This is a genomic window from Peristeroidobacter agariperforans (genome assembly GCF_004138335.1).
GTDB classification, from domain to species: Bacteria; Pseudomonadota; Gammaproteobacteria; order Steroidobacterales; family Steroidobacteraceae; genus Steroidobacter; species Steroidobacter agariperforans.
In genome coordinates, this window is the sequence record NZ_RYFW01000003.1 from 222150 (window position 1) to 240557 (window position 18408).

At 62.4% G+C, this 18408-nt stretch carries 16 protein-coding genes; 13 read left to right on the forward strand and 3 right to left on the reverse strand.

Going from position 1 to position 18408, the window contains the following annotated elements; genetic code table 11:
• Positions 1-149 precede the first annotated feature (149 nt).
• Positions 150-1892, forward strand: a complete 1743-nt coding sequence (locus tag EK373_RS23155) for a sensor histidine kinase (protein ID WP_232831228.1) — start codon at positions 150-152, stop codon at positions 1890-1892.
• On the forward strand, positions 1877-2566 hold the full coding sequence (locus EK373_RS23160; RefSeq protein WP_129646397.1) for a response regulator transcription factor: 690 nt from the start codon (positions 1877-1879) through the stop codon (positions 2564-2566). Before EK373_RS23155 ends, EK373_RS23160 begins: the two co-directional genes overlap by 16 nt.
• 10 nt (positions 2567-2576) lie before the next feature.
• On the opposite strand, the gene EK373_RS23165 is transcribed toward EK373_RS23160, so the two are convergent.
• On the reverse strand, positions 2577-3467 hold the full coding sequence (locus EK373_RS23165; protein WP_129646399.1) for a LysR substrate-binding domain-containing protein: 891 nt from the start codon (positions 3465-3467) through the stop codon (positions 2577-2579).
• A gap of 126 nt (positions 3468-3593) precedes the next feature.
• Between EK373_RS23165 and EK373_RS23170 the strand changes: the two genes are divergently transcribed.
• From EK373_RS23170 to EK373_RS33145, 3 genes are all read left to right on the forward strand, one after another.
• The gene (locus EK373_RS23170) at positions 3594-3989 is read left to right on the forward strand and encodes a RidA family protein (RefSeq protein ID WP_129646401.1); all 396 of its coding nucleotides are present in this window, start codon (positions 3594-3596) and stop codon (positions 3987-3989) included.
• A 1-nt stretch (position 3990) separates the two neighbouring features.
• A complete protein-coding gene (locus EK373_RS23175) occupies positions 3991-5136 on the forward strand; it encodes an oxidoreductase (RefSeq protein WP_129646403.1) in 1146 nt (381 codons plus the stop codon).
• Between the two features lie 352 nt (positions 5137-5488).
• The gene (locus tag EK373_RS33145) at positions 5489-5644 is read left to right on the forward strand and encodes a hypothetical protein (RefSeq protein WP_157994504.1); all 156 of its coding nucleotides are present in this window, start codon (positions 5489-5491) and stop codon (positions 5642-5644) included.
• A gap of 555 nt (positions 5645-6199) precedes the next feature.
• Here EK373_RS33145 and EK373_RS23180 read toward each other — a convergent pair.
• Complete coding sequence (locus tag EK373_RS23180; RefSeq protein WP_129646406.1) at positions 6200-6712, reverse strand: hypothetical protein; 513 nt, start codon at positions 6710-6712, stop codon at positions 6200-6202.
• 762 nt (positions 6713-7474) lie between these two features.
• Here EK373_RS23180 and EK373_RS23185 point away from each other — a divergent pair.
• The 8 genes from EK373_RS23185 to EK373_RS23220 all read left to right on the forward strand — a co-directional run bounded on the left by EK373_RS23185 (position 7475) and on the right by EK373_RS23220 (position 17805).
• Complete coding sequence (locus tag EK373_RS23185) at positions 7475-7912, forward strand: YciI family protein (RefSeq protein ID WP_129646408.1); 438 nt, start codon at positions 7475-7477, stop codon at positions 7910-7912.
• 163 nt (positions 7913-8075) lie between these two features.
• Positions 8076-10217 (forward strand): outer membrane protein assembly factor BamB family protein, encoded by a 2142-nt coding sequence (locus tag EK373_RS23190; RefSeq protein ID WP_198683577.1) that lies wholly within the window; start codon positions 8076-8078, stop codon positions 10215-10217.
• 101 nt (positions 10218-10318) lie between these two features.
• Complete coding sequence (locus EK373_RS23195; protein WP_129646412.1) at positions 10319-11050, forward strand: SDR family oxidoreductase; 732 nt, start codon at positions 10319-10321, stop codon at positions 11048-11050.
• 43 nt (positions 11051-11093) lie between these two features.
• Positions 11094-12491: an FAD-binding oxidoreductase gene (locus EK373_RS23200; protein ID WP_129646413.1), complete on the forward strand. Its 1398-nt coding sequence runs from the start codon at positions 11094-11096 to the stop codon at positions 12489-12491.
• Positions 12492-12515: 24 nt separating this feature from the next.
• The gene (locus EK373_RS23205) at positions 12516-13589 is read left to right on the forward strand and encodes an alpha/beta hydrolase (RefSeq protein WP_198683578.1); all 1074 of its coding nucleotides are present in this window, start codon (positions 12516-12518) and stop codon (positions 13587-13589) included.
• 123 nt (positions 13590-13712) lie between these two features.
• Positions 13713-14468 carry a dienelactone hydrolase family protein gene (locus EK373_RS23210; RefSeq protein WP_129646415.1) on the forward strand — a complete coding sequence of 252 codons (756 nt, stop codon included), beginning with the start codon at positions 13713-13715 and terminating at the stop codon, positions 14466-14468.
• An 81-nt stretch (positions 14469-14549) separates the two neighbouring features.
• Positions 14550-16136, forward strand: coding sequence for a tannase/feruloyl esterase family alpha/beta hydrolase (locus EK373_RS23215; protein ID WP_129646417.1), 1587 nt, complete (start codon positions 14550-14552; stop codon positions 16134-16136).
• 40 nt (positions 16137-16176) lie between these two features.
• On the forward strand, positions 16177-17805 hold the full coding sequence (locus tag EK373_RS23220) for an AMP-binding protein (RefSeq protein WP_129646419.1): 1629 nt from the start codon (positions 16177-16179) through the stop codon (positions 17803-17805).
• Between the two features lie 62 nt (positions 17806-17867).
• Here the strand turns inward: EK373_RS23220 and EK373_RS23225 are convergent, their stop codons facing one another.
• On the reverse strand, positions 17868-18368 hold the full coding sequence (locus tag EK373_RS23225) for a RidA family protein (protein WP_129646421.1): 501 nt from the start codon (positions 18366-18368) through the stop codon (positions 17868-17870).
• Positions 18369-18408 lie beyond the last annotated feature (40 nt).

Consider the following 18408-nt stretch of genomic DNA (forward strand, 5'->3'; position numbering starts at 1 on the left):
CCGCCCATGTACCATTGCCGCCTCGATTCCTCCGCACTTCCTGCACTCCTGGCGTGTATTTCAAAGCTCTCCTGGTCAGCCTGCTGCTCGGACTCCTGCTCAGCGCGCCTGCATCTGCTCACGATTTGGTGACATCGCGCGCCGTCCTGGTGGATGACAGCGGTGACCTGGAACTCCAGGCCGTACTCCGGAGCGAATTCAAGGACGCCGGATTGATCCTCGTTGGCGGCTTTACCGATGCGGCGTACTGGCTGCGCATCACGGTGCGAGCGCCGGCGCACGGCGGACCGTTCGAGCTGCGCATTCGCCCGACGTTCCTCGACGAAGTCGCGCTCTACGAGCCAGATGCGGCACGGCCGGGCGCCTGGCTGCGGCGCACGACAGGGGACCGCCACGCCAACCCGGATCGCCCTGTTACGACGCTGGGATTCCTCATGTCGCCGCTGCGGGAGGAGACGACTTACTACCTGCGGCTCAAGACGACCAGTAGTTCGCTGCTCGCCGTGCGGGCGCTCGGGCCGGCCGACGCGCGCGCCGACGACCTCGTCCGGGAGTTGAGCCATGCCATCTATCTCGGCGTCATGCTGTCGATGGCTGTCCTCGCGCTGCTTGGTCTCATCAACCTGCGCTCACGCCTGGCAGCGGTGTATCTGCTCTATCTGACGACGCAGACCACGGCGTTCGTTGCACTGAACGGCTATCTCGCCCACTTCCTTCCTGCCGCGCACGCCCAATGGGGAGACACGATCACCAGCATCCTGGTGGTGGCCGCCGCCGGCACCGGCGTGCTCTTCTATCGCAACGTGTTCCGCGACTACGCGGCATCCGTTCTGGGTGTGCGTGTTCTCGATGGCTTCCTGCTCATCTTCATCGCCGAGCTCTGTCTCATGGGCTTCGGTCAGACCGGGCTTGCATTGCAGATCAATGGCAACGTCGTCCTGATGCTCGGCCTGCTGGCGCCGGTGATTGCTGTGTCGATGCGAGCTGGTCCTGCGCGCGAGCGCCGCATCATCTGCTGGCTGGTCTGGTTGCAGGCCGTCGCGGTCACCATCATGGTGATGCCGCTGCTGGGACTGATTTCGGCGCGCGTCGAATGGATCCTCGATGCGCCCCTGGGTCAGGGCGTGGTCGCCGCCGCGGTGATGTGCGCCATCCTGCATCAGCGCACCCGCGGCCTGGTCGAGGCGCGGCGGCACGCTGAGATGGAAATCAACATGGCCCACAGCCTGCTCGACGCCGAGCGCAAGCGCGCCGCCGAGCAGGCACGCTTCATGGACATGCTCACTCACGAACTAAAGACACCGATCGCCGCGGTGAAGATGGTCTTTCAGTTGCCCGAAGCCTCAGACAGCGCCCGGCGTTACGCACTGACCACGCTCGACGACATGGATGCCGTCGTCGAGCGCTGCCGACAACTCGATCTGCTCCAACAGGGCCGTTTCACGCCGCGCCGCGAACCGTGTCGAGTGAATGCTCTGATGGACGAGGTCCTCGCGTCCTGCTCCGCGCCGGACCGATTGCGTCTGGCCACCGGGCCCGTGTGCGACGTCGAGAGCGACCGGCACCTGCTGAAGATCGTCATCAGCAATCTGGTCGACAACGCTCTCAAGTACTCCGCGCCCGGCTCGGACATCGATTGCCACATCGAACGGCGCGAGGGCGAGGGGCAGGCGCACATTCGCGTGTCCATCGAAAACCAGCCCGGCCCGGCCGGGCTGCCCGATCCGGACAAGCTGTTCGAGAAGTACTACCGCAGTCCGCACGCCCACAAGCACACCGGCTCGGGTCTCGGTCTCTATCTGGTCCGGCACCTGGCCGAACTGCTGGACGTCCGTCTGAGCTACGACCAGGTTCACCAGCGCGCTCGTTTTACGCTATGGATCCCTGCCTAAACATCGTCGTCGTCGAAGATCACGAAGCGCTGCGCAACATCACCGTCGAAGCGCTGCAGAGTCGGGGACATCGCGTCATCGGTGTCGAAAGCGCCGAATCTCTGCAGGAAACATTGGGCAATCAGTCCCTCGATCTGGTCGTCGTCGATGTCAATCTGCCAGGCGAGAATGGTGTCAGCCTGGCGCGCCGCCTCAAGCAGAGTCACCCGGATCTGGGGGTGATCGTGGTCAGTGTGCGCGATCGGCTGGACGACAAGCTCGGCGCGTATGAGTGCGGAGCGGACCTCTACTTGACCAAGCCCGTTTCGGTTGAAGAGCTCTGCGCGGCGGCCGCTGCTCTGGGGAAACGACTCCTGCGCGTGAGTCACCCACCGCGGCGGGACTTCAGCCTGGACCTCCAGCAAATGCGATTGCGTGGTCCGGCCGGGGAGACGCCACTCACAACGCAGGAAGCGACCGTGCTCGCCGCGCTAGTGCGCGCGCCGGGTCATCGCCTCGAAACCTGGCAGCTGCTCGAACAGCTCGGTTGGGTCGACACGTCGGGCAAGATGGCTCTGGAAGTGCCAATGAGCCGTCTGCGGCGCAAATTCACTTTGGTCGGCGCCACGGGCAATCCTGTCATCGCCATCCGCAAACACGGCTATCAACTCGGCTGCGCTGTCGTCATCGATTAACGCAGGTGGGTCAGCGAGACAATGCGCGTGCCTCCGCTCGAAGCCATTCAGCGGTGGCGCTCACGTGCGGCGCTGGAGGTCGATCGGATCTCATCACCAGATGATACGTGTGCCCAGGCATCACGGGTCCAAACGGCTGTACCAGATGGCCGGCGGCGAGCTCTTCCTCCACCAACGGCAGACTTAGCAGTGCGATCCCTTGGCCGGCGACCGCTGCCTGAATCGCGTGCCCTTCGTCAGAGAAGCGCAATTGTCCGGGCGCTGCGCTCCATTTCAGCTGCGCTCGTGCAAACCAGCTCTCCCAGGTCGGGTTGAGCGGATGGGCGCGCTTCCACTGAAAGTGAATGAACGTCACACCCTTCAGGTCTGCTGGCGAAGCCACGCCGAGTTTGGCGTGAGCCACCGGCGCGTAGCGATCGGCGAACAAGACTTCGCTCGCGACACCAGGATAAGGCCCCTCGCCGTAGCGGATCGCGACGTCGACGGAGCTGTCCACGAGATCGACGACTTCGTCCGAGGCATTGAGCAGCAGGTCGATTTCCGGATGTTGCTCATGAAACCGGCGCATTCGCGGCACGAGCCACTTCACGGTGAAGGCATTGGTCGCCGAGATCGTCACCTGCGCTCGCTTCTTCGTTTGGACCAGGCGTGCGAGCGTCGCTTCGAATGCGTCGAAGCCCTCTTGCAAGACCGGGAATAGCTGCACGCCCGCGTCAGTCAATTCCACCTTTCTCGCGTCGCGCTTGAACAGCGACAGTCCGGTGTACTCCTCCAGCGAGCGGATCTGATGGCTGATCGCGGTAGGCGTAACGGCGAGCTCGCTGGCGGCCCGCTTGAAGCTGCCCAGCCGCGCGGCGGCTTCGAATGCGCGGAGAGCGGAAAGAGGAGGGAGTCGACGCATGTCTGCAGAGGTGAGTTGAGCTCACCTTATGCCTGAGAATTTCGAGTTTGTCGATTTGCTCTGCCGGCCGCATCGTTGGTCCGCGACGGACGTATCGCCCGTCGATGTCACATGAGGATTGCAACGATGTTGGAACGAATCATCACCCGGCCTGACAACTACGCTCCCTTCCTGCTCTCCCAGGGAATCAAGTTCGGCAACCTGATCTTCATCTCCGGCCAGGCCGGCGCGGACGACAGCGGCAAGATCGTCGAGGGCGGCTTTCGCGCACAGGGCGAACAAGCGTTTGCAAACCTGCGCCGCGCACTGGAGGCCGGCGGCTCGAGCCTGCAGGACGTGATCAAAGTCACGATCTTCGTTACGGACATGGCGAACTTCGCGCAGGTCGTCGAGCTGCGCAGGAAGTATTTCTCGGAGCCGTACCCTGCGGACACCATCGCCGAGATCAAGGCGCTCTACGATCCGAAGGCGATGATCGAGATTGAAGCGATCGCGGCCGTGCGTGCGGGTGGGAGCAAGTAGCATGCGCGCACAGCAAAACCAAACGCGCGTCGATGTTCTCGCAGCGGCACCGCTTTTCACGCCGCTCGAACTCGGTGGGCTGACGCTGCGTAACCGCGTCGCAGTCGCCCCGATGACACGAGTCAGTGCGACAGAGGATGGTCGCGCTACTCAGCAAATGGCGGAGTATTACTCCGCCTTCGCCGCGGGCGGCTTCGGCCTGGTGATCACCGAAGGCACGTATACGGACCGGGCGTTCTCGCAAGGTTATAGATTTCAGCCCGGCCTGACGGATGACGCCCAGCGAGATGCATGGAGCCGCGTGGTCGAAGGGGTGCATCGGCAGGGCGGTCGCATCTTCGCGCAGCTCATGCACGCTGGCGCGTTGTCGCAGTGGAATCCATATAACAGTGGAACGCGGGGTCCGTCGGCAGTGAAGCCTCGAGGACAGCAGATGACTATCTATCACGGCAGCGGCGACTATTCGTTGCCCGAGCCGTTGTCGCAGGAAGAGATATCGGTGGCGATTCGCGGTTTCGCCAACGCCGCCGTGCGCGCGCGCGAGGCCGGCTTCGATGGCGTCGAAATCCATGGCGCGAACGGCTATCTGCTCGATCAGTTTCTGACCGCGGGCGTGAATCTTCGCGGCGACCGCTACGGCGGCGGCATAGAGCGCCGAGTGCGGCTTATCGTCGAGGTGGTTGAAGCGGTGCGTGCAGCAGTCGGCGCGAACTTCGCTGTGGGAGTGCGCATTTCCCAAGGCAAGGTGAATGATTTCACCCACAAGTGGAGTGAAGGCGAGCCGGCGGCCGCAGTCGTGTTTGAAACATTGGACTCGCTGCCGCTCGACTACATTCACACTACGGAGTTCGAGGCGTGGCAGCCCGCGTTCGGAGCCGGCTTGAGCCTCGCGGCATTGGCGAAAAAATACTCCCGAAAGCCGGTGCTGGCCAATGGCGGACTGCATGCCCCGGCTCAGGCAGCCGGCATGATTGATCGCGGCGAGGCAGACTTCGTCTCGTTGGGGCGCGGCGCGCTGATGCATCCGGATTGGGTGCGAAAGGTGAGCGGAGAGCGTGCGATCGAGGAGTTCGATCGTGGGTTGATCTTGCCGATCGCGGACCTGGAGAACGCGAGGAGATATGTCGAGCGCATGGGCCGGCGGTGAGCGGATTGTTGCGCTTGATTGTTCGCGCGCTCGTCTCCGCGGTGAGCGCGCGTATCGATGCCAACTTACTCGAGGATGGTTCCGAAAGTTCGGGCGGGCCTTCGCATGGACTAGCAGAGCCGGGAGCAGGCTGAACGTTCAACATCGCAAATTCAGGCTGTGTCATAACTAACCGTTGATTGCCTATAATTGCAGCGGGGCGGGAATGATTCGAGGTCTGGATGCCGTACATCACAGGCGCACGCGAGCAGCACCAACTGTTTCCTCCTAGCATCGAGGAGTACATCAGTCCCGACGATCCCGTTCGGGCATCGTGCCGTACGACCACTGGGTCGAATCATTGAAGAACTCGATGTTCGTCACCTACCTGGGGGACACGCGCTTGATCTCCACGGCCTGCTCGTCGAGCCTGAAACCCAAGATCTGTACGTCACTCCAGCATTTCCGCGAGGAAGCCGTCGTGAAGGACGGCGTCACTCGATACATGGTGCGCCGTATTCCGGGCTAGATCTGCTTGAGAATGTGGCCAGCGGTCGCGCGATAAACGATACCGAGCACGTGTGTGATGACGTACCCATGACTCGGGTGCCTTCGGACGGTCCGCGAGCCAAATCTCGCGGAAATGCTTGTTCTAGGACTGTGCCGGTGGAGGGAATCGAAGTCCCTCCTAAGTACCGAATTTTGCGCGATTAATTGAATCACAGAGATCACCTGTACCCCACATGATACCCCAGCATGCTGCGGACGCCGCCAAATTGCGCCAGTGCCCGTGCCGGAAGTCGCGGACGGCTGCGGTGTGGGGCTGTCGTGGCACCGGGCCCGCGGAGCCCGCTGGGGCTCACTGATCTCCGCGTCGCGCGCGGCCTAGATCGCAGGATGATTGAACTGCCAATGCGAGGTGTCGCCCAGGGCCGAGCCTAATTCACAGGCTTCTGGTGCTCAGTCCTAGCGCCTTCGAGTTGGTGAGCCAGCGCTCTCAGTTCGGCCGCAACGACGTTAGTCGGACCACACTTGATGCCACCACGCTCATGAAACCTATCCATGTGTCGCATGAGCGCCGTTCTCACATTGCCGTTCTCACATTCGTGCAATGTAGTCGGGTGCGCGTTCCGTCCTGGTTATCGACACAATAATCGATCGTGAGCGCATCAACGCACTCGTCGTGCTGCAGGTATGAGAATTCCACGCACAGCTCCGGATAGGTGCCGTTGAAGCCCTCGGCCAGGCCCTTGAGCCAGTATTCGATCGTCTCGTCAACGGCTGCGCCCGCAATCTCGCGGAGATGACTGAGGAACACGCCGTACAGCTCTTCCCTCAAGACTTCGGGCGTGGGAGCTCTCCCACGTGTCTTCGTGACCAGTTCCTCTAGCAGCTGATCTTCGAGTGCTTGTGTGCGTGGTAGCTCCCATCCGCTGAGATCCGTCACGTAGCGCGAGGGTCCATCCTCTGTCTCCCTGCCATCCTGAGCATCCGGGCAGGCGGTCGAAACGGCTCTACAGCGTTGACGTTCGCGAAAGAAGAGGTGTGGGTTAGGGACGCCGATCATGCTCAAGACAGAGGCATTGCCCGCGGTCACGAGAATGAATCAAACGCACATCCGCACCTGACCAAGTCATACGGATTCATCAATTTCTATCCTAGAGGTGAGTATCGGGGGCGTCATGCCGCAGTTTTGTTGCGTTCTGTCGCTTTGTAGTGGCGGCGATCGGTCGGTCGTGATGGATGGGGTAGTAACTTACATTAGTTCCGGCGGACAAGCATTTGCGAGCTGTGAAAAGGGGCTGGGACAACTTGGGGACAACTCAATATCAAACATTCACTGTGGTCCACACTGATTGGCAGTGTACGGCTTGACCTCGAGATCTGCCAGTCGAGACGACGCTTTGCGACAGTTCGCGACACGGCGGGACAGCAGCAGCGGCATCTGGTTAAGAGTCATATCAAACGATCACTGTGTTCAGCGGTACAGGTGAGCCTTCCTGGGTTGTGGCGCACCCGCACTTCCACAGCAACTCGGCAACGACCACGATCCGCTATGTGAGTTTCACCCCTGGAAGGTCCATCTGCGGATTCTTGAGGTGAGCGAGACCAAGACCTTGCCACATGTGCCACTGTCGCACCCGTTCATTGAGCGGCTGATCGGAACCGTACATCGAGAGCTGGCGGTCCAGACCGCGGCCCATCAAGCTCGAGCGTGCCGTTCGGCTCCGCCGAGGCCGATAAAAAATTTAAGCTGCATGTGTCGGCTGTGCCACCGCTGCCTCGTCTTCATCCGGTCAGCGGCGCAAGCGATCGGGTCATCCGCGCCGCCCCTCAAGGTTGATACAAGGAGTCGACGATGCGCGTCATGATCATCATCAAGGCCACCAAGAATTCCGAAGCGGGCGTGATGCCGAGCGCCGAGTTGCTTACGGCCATGGGCAACTACAACGAGGAACTGGTGAAGGCCGGAATCATGCTGGCCGGCGAGGGGCTGCAGCCCAGCAGTAAAGGCAAGCGCGTGGTGTTCTCGCGAGGTCAGAGTCAGGTCATCGATGGTCCGTTCGCAGTGTCGCAAGGCGTGATGGCCGGGTTCTGGATTTGGGAGGTCCAGTCCATGGACCAGGCGATCGAATGGGTGCGCCGCTGCCCGGCTCCGATGCCGGGTGAGGATGCCGAAATCGAGATACGCCCTGTGTTCGAAGCGGATGACTTCGGCGCGGAACTCACGCCGGAATTGCGGGCTCAGGAAGACCGCATGCGCGAGGAGATCGAGCGGCAGCAGCGGGCTCACTGACGTCGCCTGCCGGTCCCGCGGCTGCTGAAAAAAAGTACAGGTCGCCGGTGAAGCGCGAGAATTGACGAGAGCGCTCCAGGAAAGGATTCTGAATGCCGAGTTAGATGCCTCGAGTTGTCACCGGTCGCCTCAGTGCGGCCCGCGGAGATTGCCCGGAATGAGAATGACAAGTGCCTTCGCTGCGCTGCTGTCGTGGTGTCTGAGTGCTCCGTGTTCCGCCGCACCGGATCCCGGGGCGCCCGCGCAGCGCGCGGCTACGCCGCCCGCGCGGCAGGACTGGCCGATGAGCGGCGGAGGGTCCGAGAACCAGAGATATTCAGCGCTTGATCAGATCAATCGCCAGAACGTCCGCAATCTGCAGGTAGCGTGGGCATTCGACACCGGTGAGAGCGGAGGGCTGCAGACCACGCCTTTGATCGTCGAAGGCGTGCTGTACGGCGTCTCGCCATCGCAGAAAGTGTTTGCGCTCGATGCCGCGTCGGGGCGCCAACTATGGAAATTCGACCCCGGCTTCAATGGTTGGCAGCCGAGCAGAGGATTCGCTTACTGGTCGGGCGGCAAGGACCGCCGACTGCTGATCGGCATCATGCATTGGATCTACGCGCTGGACGCGGCGAGCGGCAAGCCGATCCCGACGTTCGGGGAAGGCGGCCGGATCGATCTTCGCAAGGGCCTCGGCCTGCCGTTCGAGTCGGTCTCGATCGCGTTGACCAGCCCGGGTGTCATCCACAAGGACGTGTTGATCGTGGGGGGGCGTCTACCAGAAAGTCCGCCAGCGGCTCCCGGCGACATTCGTGCATTCGACGTACGCACTGGCAAGCTACGCTGGTCCTTTCACACCATACCGCGGTCGGGCGAATTCGGCGCCAAGAGCTGGCCGGAAGGTGCCCGAGAACGCACCGGTGGAGCAAATAACTGGGCCGGGATGGCAGTCGACGCCGAGCGCGGCATTGTTTATGTGCCGACGGGGTCGGCCACGCCTGATTTCTACGGCGCCGAGCGCCACGGCGACAACTTGTTTGCAAACAGCTTGATCGCGCTCGATGCACAAACCGGCAAACGCCTGTGGCATTTCCAGGGTGTTCGGCACGATATCTGGGATCGGGACTTTCCCGCGCCACCGACTCTGGTGACGGTGAATCGCGGCGGCAAAGCCATCGACGCGGTCGTGCAGACCAGCAAGCAAGGTTTCGTCTACGTGCTCGACCGCGTGAGCGGCGAGCCGCTGTTCCCCATCGAGTATCGCAAGGTTCCGGCGAGCACCGTGCCGGGCGAGCAAGCGGCGGCTGACCAGCCGTTCCCATTGTTGCCGGCGCCGTTCGCCCGCCAGAAACTCACCGAGGAGCAACTTACCAATCGCACGCCCGCGGCTCGTCAATGGGCACTCGAGCAGTTTCGGCAATTCGTGAGCGGTGGCCAGTTCGTGCCGTTCAGCGTGGGCAAGGAGACCGTGATGTTTCCTGGCTTCGACGGGGGTGCCGAGTGGGGCGGATCCGCGTGGGATCCGCAAGCAGGAGTGCTGTATGTCAACGCGAACGATGTGGCTTGGACCGGATCGGTGGTGGAGAACACCGGCAACGAGAACTCGGGACGCGGCCTGTATGAAACCCACTGCAGCGTCTGTCACCGCGACAATCTTGCGGGGTCGCCGCCATTGATACCATCGTTGGTCGGCGTGGCCGATCGCATCGGGCGTACTGGATTCTTTACCACGGTGTCGCAGGGCAAAGGCAGAATGCCGGCGTTCCCTAGCATGCGGATGGATCAGTTGTTCGCCTTGTTCGAATACGCTCTCAGTGGGGAAAGCAAGGAACTATCGAGCGGCGCGCCGGCGCCCGCACAGCCCAAGTACCGCTTTGGCGGTTATAAGAAATTCGTCGATCCGGAAGGCTATCCCGCGGTCGCTCCGCCCTGGGGAACGCTCAACGCAATCGATCTGAACAGCGGCAAGTCGCTGTGGCAAGTTCCGCTCGGCGAATACCCGGAGCTTGCGGCGGCCGGCATGAAAGACACCGGCACTGAAAATTACGGTGGGCCCCTGGTGACCGCCGGCGGCCTGCTGTTCATCGGCGCCACCAATTTCGACAAGAAATTCCGCGCGTTCGATAAGAGCAGCGGAAAGCTGTTGTGGGAAGCGCCGCTGCCGTTCCCGGGCAATGCAACGCCGGCGATGTACCAGGTCAATGGACAGCAGTTCGTGGTGATCGCGGCCGGCGGCGGCAAGAATCTCAAGGCGCCCACGGGCGGAGTGTACGTCGCGTTCGCGTTGCCGCGTCCCGGTGTGAACCCCAGCCGAGCGCAATAGAGTACGCAAGCCTCCGCAACTGCGTGGTGTCGCCACGCACAGCCTCAGGCTACGTTAGTGCGGTTTAGTGCTGGCAGGCACTCGTCTGGGAAGGAGGCGCGGTGGATAGGTTGTCGGGAAAGGTGGCGCTCGTGACCGGGGCTGCACAAGGTATCGGACGCAGCATCGCGGAGGCATTCGCGCGAGAGGGTGCACAGGTGCTGGCGGCTGACGTTCAGCGTATCGATCCGGCGCTGGTGGCCATGCGCGGTGTTACATCGATCGAGCTCGACGTTACCGATGAGGTGTCGATCCGCAAGCTCGCCGGCCAGCGCGGCGATGTCAGCGTGCTGGTCAATTGTGTCGGCATCGTGCCGTCGGGAACGATTCTGCAGTCCACGGCTGCGACGCTGACCAGGGCTTTCGATGTCAACGTGATGTCGATGTTCTCGACTATCAGCGCATTTCTGCCGTCCATGCTGGCCGCAGGCCAAGGCTCCATTGTGAACATCGCATCCGTGGTGTCTTCGACGAAAGGCGCTGTGAACAGGTTTGCATATGGAGTCACGAAGGCAGCCGTCATTGGTCTCACCAAGTCGGTGGCGCGGGATTACATCGACCAGGGCATCCGCTGCAATTGCATTTCTCCCGGGACGATCATGACGCCCTCGTTGCAAGAACGGATCGTGCAACAGGGCGGCGATACCGCGCTCGCTGCATTCATCGGTCGGCAGCCGATGGGACGACTGGGGCGCAGCGATGAGATCGCCGAAGTCGCGCTGCTGCTGGCCAGCGACGAGGCCAGGTTCATGACAGGCAGCGACATCGTGATCGATGGGGGGATGAGCTTGTGATGCTCGACGCGATGTGCGCATTGCAGCTTGGAGTAGGGCCGTCATGACAAAGCGTGTAGACGCGTCAACGATCGATGCGTTGTATAACAAACTCACCGCAATCTTCGGCGCCCGCGTAACGACCTCGCGTGCTGTCCGGGAGCACCACTCCATGGATGAAGGCCACAGGGAGGGGCTGCTGCCGGATCTGGTTGCCTTTCCACGCAGCACGCGGGAGATTGCCGACGCCGTGCTGTTGTGTGGCGCCGCCGGTTGTCCGGTGCTTGCCTGGGGTGCCGGCACGTCGCTTGAGGGTAACGCGTTGTCGTCTACCGGCGGGCTTTGTCTGGACACGTCCGAAATGTCGCAGGTGTTGGAGGTCAGGCCCGAAGACCTCACGGCGACGGTGCAGGCCGGCGTGCGTCGCCTGCAATTGAACGATGCACTGAAGGGGACCGGACTGTTCTTCCCCATCGATCCAGGCGCCGACGCCACGCTTGGCGGAATGGCAGCCACGCGTGCTTCGGGAACCAACGCCGTGCGTTATGGAACCATGCGCGCCAATGTGCTGTCATGTACCGCCGTTCTCGCCGACGGCAACGTCATTCGCACTGCGCGTCGAGCTCCAAAAAGTGCCGCCGGATACGATCTGACGGCGCTGCTGGTCGGTTCCGAAGGCACGCTCGGCATTATCACGGAGCTCACGGTGCGTTTGCATCCGCTGCCCGAGGAGGTGGCGCTCGTGGTTTGCCCCTTCGAGACGATTCAAGGCGCGGTGGAGTCGGCGAGCACCGCAATTCAGATGGGACTCGGCGTCGCGCGCATCGAATTCCTCGATGACAGGATGATGACGGCCTTGCGCCGTCTGGATCAAAACGCCGCGTATGCGGAGCAGCCCACGTTGTTCGTCGAGTTTCACGGCGCACCCGCGTCGGTGCAATATCAGGTGCAGCAGTTCGACGAGTTGGCGCGGTCGCTCGGCGGCGTTCCCAGCCAGCCTGCCCTGCATCAGGAAGATCGAACGGCGCTGTGGAAGGCGCGACACAATGCACTGTACGCGGCGCGAGCCTTGCAGCCTGGCAAGCGCGTGCTGATCACCGATGTGTGCGTGCCCATCTCGCGGCTCGCCGAATGCCTGCTGCACACTCGCATCGATCTGGATCAATCACCGCTCGTCGCGACGATTGCAGGTCATGTGGGAGATGGCAATTTCCATGCATTCATCCTCGTCGATCCAGCAAACCCGGACGAGATGCACGAGGCCGAGAGGCTGCATGAGCAAATGGCGCGGCGAGCCATTCATATGGACGGCAGCTGCACCGGAGAACACGGCATCGGGCTGGGCAAACAGCAGCTGCTGATCGAGGAACTCGGCGCGGCGGTGGCGCCGATGATGACGATCAAGCGCGCGCTGGATCCGGGCAATATCCTCAATCCGGGAAAGATATTTCAATTCGGCTGACGTGATCATGCCGGGCGCAGGCGCATGAGCGAAATTTCCAGACGGGCGATGATCCTGGGCGCAGCCGCGGGCGTGGCGGCGACGGTGCCGCTGCCAATACAGGGCAACGTTGCTCACGCAACTGCGAGTGGTGCTTCATTGGACGCGACACGACTGATCGATCCGCAACTGATCGGGCCGCTCGAGGCGATGATGGAGCTCGGCGGTGAGCTGCCGAACGCGGACAACCTGTCACTGCTCAGGGGCAGAGCCGCCACCTGGGAAAAGCGGCTGCCAGCACCCGCGCCTCAGCCGAAGCAGATATCGATTCCGGCGCGCGGGGGGAGGCCGGCGGTCACTGCGATGCTCATCGACCCGGCTCCCAATCAAACGGGCAAGCCCGCTCTGTTGCACATGCATGGCGGTGGGTTCGTGCTCGGTTCGGCGGCGATGAACACGGCAGTACTCCAGGAATGTGCGCAGAGTTGCGGGTGTGTCATCGTCTCGGTGAACTATCGGCTGGCCCCCGAGACGCCATTCCCCGGCTCTCTCGAAGATAACTACGCGGCGCTCCAATGGCTGCATGCCAACGCGATGCGACTGGGCGTCGACCCACTGCGGATCGGTGTCGGTGGGGAGAGCGCGGGCGGTGGGTGCGCGGCCGTTCTGGCGTTGTTTGCTCGTGACCGGGCGGAAATACCCATTCGTTTCCAGCTCCTGATCTATCCCATGCTCGATGACCGTACGGGCAGCACGAATTTCTCTCCCGCGCATCTCGGGCGCTGGGTGTGGACCGAAGAAGCGAATCGCTTCGGTTGGACTTCATACCTCGGAGTTCCCGCGGGATCGCATCGAGTGCCGGACCGCGCTGTGCCCGCCCGCAGCGACCAACTCGCGGACCTGCCGCCAACATTCATCGGAGTTGGCGCGTTGGATCTCTTCGCACTTGAAGATATCGAGTATGCGAAGCGCCTCGTTCTGGCCGGAGTGCCCTGCGAGCTGCATGTGGTTCCCCGCGCGTATCACGGCTTCGACGTGCTGGCCCCAGAGGCGCCGATCTCGAGCGCCTTTCGGCAGACGTGGCACAAGGCACTGCGACGAGCCCTCCTCGAGAGTTGAGACGTGGCAGCCCACGGAAAAAAAGTACACGAACTGGTGCAAGGCCGGTGTGTGCGCGCTACCACCGCTGGGTCATCATTCGGGTGACGAGGCCCTTGCATAGCTTGTTCTGAGTTGGCGACCATGATTGAGGAACGGATCGCGGTTGATACTGGCGCTGGCTGCACGCATGCCCACCTGTTCAGGCCGCAGCAGCAGGGAAGGTGGCCAGGGGTAATCTGCCTCACTGACGTGCTTGGACTCAGAGAGGTGTTCAAGACCATGGCCCGGCGCATCGCGGCCGAAGGCTATGTGGTTCTCCTGCCGCACCTGTTCCATGCGTACGGTCAGCCGCCGATGTTCGAAGGCGCGGCGGACTTCCGCGAGCCAGGCACCTGGCAGCGAGCCCAGGAGATCATGCGATCACTGCCGCCTTCGTCCATGCGGCGTGATGGCGCGGCTTACGTCGATACGTTGCTGGCACAACGGAGCGTCCGAGGTGAAAAGGCCGGCGTAGTCGGCTTTTGTTTCAGCGGGGCGATGGCGTTGTACATGGCTGCAGAGCGTCCGGACAGGATCGGTGCCGCTGCATCCTTCCATGGTGGCGAGCTGTGCACCGACGATTCCTCGAGCCCGCATCGCGAGCTGCCCCGGATTCGCGCCAAGCTCTACTTTGCTCACGCGCAGGACGACGCTCACATGCCTAGCGACGCGATCGTTCGTCTCGAAGGCTCTTTGCAAAGCTGGGGCGGCGCGTACGTCAGCGAAATCTATCCCGGCGCTCGTCACGGATGGACGGTGCGTGACAGGCCGGCATATTCGGAGAAGGACGCAGAGCGGGCCTTCGACAGCTTGCGTAATTTATTTCGAACCACTTTCGCGCAACCAACAGCGACTTGATCGGGACGCTCGAGGCGACAAGTCGAGTCCATTGCGATCGCGCCGTACAACAAATTTCATCAGGATCCCAAGGTCGAACACATGATCAAACCAAGAATTGCCTTGCTCAGCGCCATTCTGTTGGCAAGCGTGGCGAACGGCGAATCCAACGATGAGTGCGCGGCCCTACGGTCGGTGACCATGCCGGGTATGCGCGTCGCATCCGCGGAGCGGATCGACAGCGGTTCACTCTCTGTCAAGCACGATGGTCAGGCGTTTGAATTGCCAGGCCTCCAGAAGTTCTGTCGAGTGATCGGCTCCCTGCATCCCACGCCCACGTCGAACATCGGATTCGAAGTATGGCTGCCCGATCGTTGGAATCAGCGCTACTTGCAGGTGGGCAGCGGCGGGTTTGCCGGCTCGATCAACTACTTCGGCCTGATGCAGGGGTTGCGCCAGGGCTTCGCCGTGGCGAGCACTGATGACGGCACATTCGGCAACGACGCCAAATGGGCGCTCGGCCAGCCGGAGAAGGTGGCGGATTTCGCGCATCGCGCCGTTCATCTCACCCGCCTCGCGGCCAAACCATTCGTCGAGCGTTTCTACAGCCGCCCCGCCGACCGTGCGTATTTCAGCGGCTGCTCGGAAGGCGGTCGGGAAGGTCTGGTCGAAGCGCAGCGCTACTCGGATGATTTCGACGGCTGGCTGATCGGCGCGCCTGCGAACAACTTCACCGGGTTGATGCTGACCCTGTTGAGCGTCACTCAAGACATCTCGCGCTCCGGGCAACCGCTCACACGGGCTCAAGTAGACGCCCTTCAACAGGCGACGATTCGCAAATGCGACCGCTTGGATGGCGTGACGGATGGTCTGGTGAGTGAACCGCTTCACTGTGATCTGGATCCCGCCGAGCTGTCATGCAAAGGTGACGCTGGCGCGAACGGCGCGTGTCTTTCTCCGCGACAGGTCGATCTCGTGCGACGGATCTACGATGACGTGCGGCACCCATCCAATGGCCTGAGTCTCGCGCCCGGATATCAAGGAACACGGGGTTCGGAAGGCGGCGAGGGTGAGTGGTATCCCTTCTATTTCGACCCGGAGGCCGGCCCGGGCAACGCGCACTTCTTCGCGACCAATTTCTGGCCTTTCATGATCTACGAAAAGGCGGACATGGACATCCTGGCGCTCGATCTGCAGCGCGCCTCCGTTGACGGGCACGCACGGCTCGGCGCACTGTTGAACGCAGTCAGCCCGGATCTCAGTGCGGTGCGCGCCGGTGGCAAGAAGATCATCCAGTATCACGGCTGGGCCGACGCGGGTATCTCGGCGCAATCGTCGATTGCCTACTACGAGTCGGTGGAGCGCTATGTTCGCCACGACATTCGCGATTTCTACCGCCTGTTCATGGTGCCCGGCATGGGGCACTGTCACAGCGGCGCGGGCCCGAACAACTTCGGCGCGGCCGATGTTATCGAGGCTTCCATCGATCCCGAGCGCAACGCGCTGAGCGCGCTGATGCGTTGGGTGGAGCAAGGGCAGGCTCCGGAGCGCATCGTCGCCACCAAACACCCTGGCGATGACGTGACCAAGCCGGCGGTGCGCTCGCGGCCGCTTTGCGTTTATCCGAAAACCGCCAAATGGCTCGGCAAGGGCAGCACGGACGAGGCCCAGAACTTCAAATGCGAGTAGCGCAGCCAGGCTCGACACCGATCACAGCGGAACCACAGTTATGACTCATCACCTGGTCGACTATGCAGCCACTTGCGCAGGCTTCGAGTGGCCGCGCCCCGAAAAATACAACTTTGCCGGTGACGTCGTGGATCGTGTGGCGCAGCGCTCACCGGAGCAGTTGGCCCTGCTTTGGATCGACGACCATGGCCGACACGTCGAGCGCACCTTCAAGGACGTGAGCGTTGCTTCGAAGCGAATCTGCAATGTCCTTGCGAGCTGTGGCGTGCGCCGTGGCGACGTCCTCGTTCTGATCCTGCCCCGTATTCCGCAATGGTGGGAAGTGTTCACGGCTTGCCTGCGCATGGGCGTCATAGTCGCGCCAGGCACGACGCAACTATCGGCGACCGATATCAAATACAGATTGAACAGCTCCCGCGCAGTTTGCGTCGTGACCGATGATAGTAACGCGGCCAAGGTGGACCAGATTGCGTCTGATTGCCCGGCGTTGCGCGTGAAGCTCGTCGTGGACCGGGATCGCTCGGGCTGGATCGCTCTGGGGCAGGCGGTGGCCACTGCCGCGGTCGAGTTCGACCCCGTCGCAACGGCAGCCGATGAGAACGCGATCTGCTACTTCACGTCCGGCACCACGGGCTATCCGAAGATGTGCATGCATACGCACTGCTACGCGCTCGGGCATATCAACACGGGACGCTACTGGCTTGATCTCAGGCCCGAGGATCTGCACTGGAACATCAGCGACACCGGTTGGGCGAAGGCCGCCTGGAGCAGCTACTTCGGTCCGTGGCTGTGCGGAGCGACTGTGTTCGTACACCACACGAGCGGTTTCAGCGCCAAGCGCAGCCTGGAGATATTACAGCGGTACCCCATCACCACACTCTGCGGCGCTCCGACCATCTATCGCATGTTCGTGCAGGAAGATTTGCGACGGTATCGTTTCTCCCGTCTCCGGCACTGCGTGGGCGCCGGTGAACCGTTGAATCCAGAGGTGATTCAGACGTGGCGAGAGGCTACCGGCCTGACCATCCGCGATGGCTATGGCCAGACGGAAACGGCGCTCCTGTGCGGCAGCTTTCCGGGCATCGAGCCACGTTACGGGTCGATGGGAAAGCCGGCGCCGGGGATCGAGCTGCGAGTACTGGACGATGAGGGGCAGGTCGCCAAGCCACAGCAGGAAGGCGACGTCGCGGTCCGCATCAAGCCTCGGCCTCCGCAGGGAGTGTTCAAGGAGTACATGAATGATCCCGAACGGACCGCCCAATGCCTGGGGGGCGAGTGGTACCGGACCGGAGATCGCGCCCGCGTCGACGAGGATGGGTACTTCTGGTTCGTGGGCCGTGCCGACGATGTGATTCTCTCGGCCGGCTATCGCATCGGCCCGTTCGAGGTCGAGAGCGCGCTCATCGAGCATGCCGCGGTCGCGGAGTCCGCCGTCGTGTCGAGCCCGGATGGCACCCGTGGCGAGGTTGTCAAGGCATTCGTCGTTCTCGCTCCCGGCCACGTTGCCAGCGAGGCGTTGGTGAAGGAGCTACAGGAGCACGTTAAAGCGGTAACCGCGCCGTACAAGTATCCCCGCAAGATCGAGTTCGTGGCCAGTCTGCCCAAGACGGTCAGTGGCAAGATCAGGCGGGCCGAGTTGCGGCAACGGGAGTGGGGCGCGACTGCATAGCGCTCACTGCCCGAGGTGCCGGCGCACGCTGCAATCTGCAGCGTACGCCCGCCTCCGCAGGGCTACTGCTTGGCTGCGCCCTCGCGCTCGCCAATTACCGCGGCTCCCTGGATCTCGACGACGATACCAGGCCGTGCGAAGTTCGATACCGTGATCAGCGCGCTGGCCGGAAACTTGCCAGGTTGGAAACGTTGCTTGCGCAACTCCACGAATTTATCGCCCAGACGCGGATCGTTGATGAATACAGTCATGGTGACGACATCGGCGAGCGAACCGCCAGCACGCTTCAAGGTCTGCTCCATGAGGTCGAACACGGTTTGGACCTGGGCTTCGAAATCGTATGCGATCGACTTACCCTGGGCATCCTCGGTGGCGGAATGTCCGGCCAGCCACACGGTACGACCGCCCTCAGTGACCACCCCGGGCGAGTAGCCGCGTTGCTGCTGTCGTTGAGTGCCTTGCAGGTGCTCGGCGCAAAGCGCAGGTGCCGAGCCGGCGAGCGTGACGCAGGCGAGCGCCGTCGCGTGCACGAGGCGGGGGCTGAACACTGGGGACTGTCGCATATGGATGACTCCGGGGAGGTTGCATGTCGGAGCATCGACT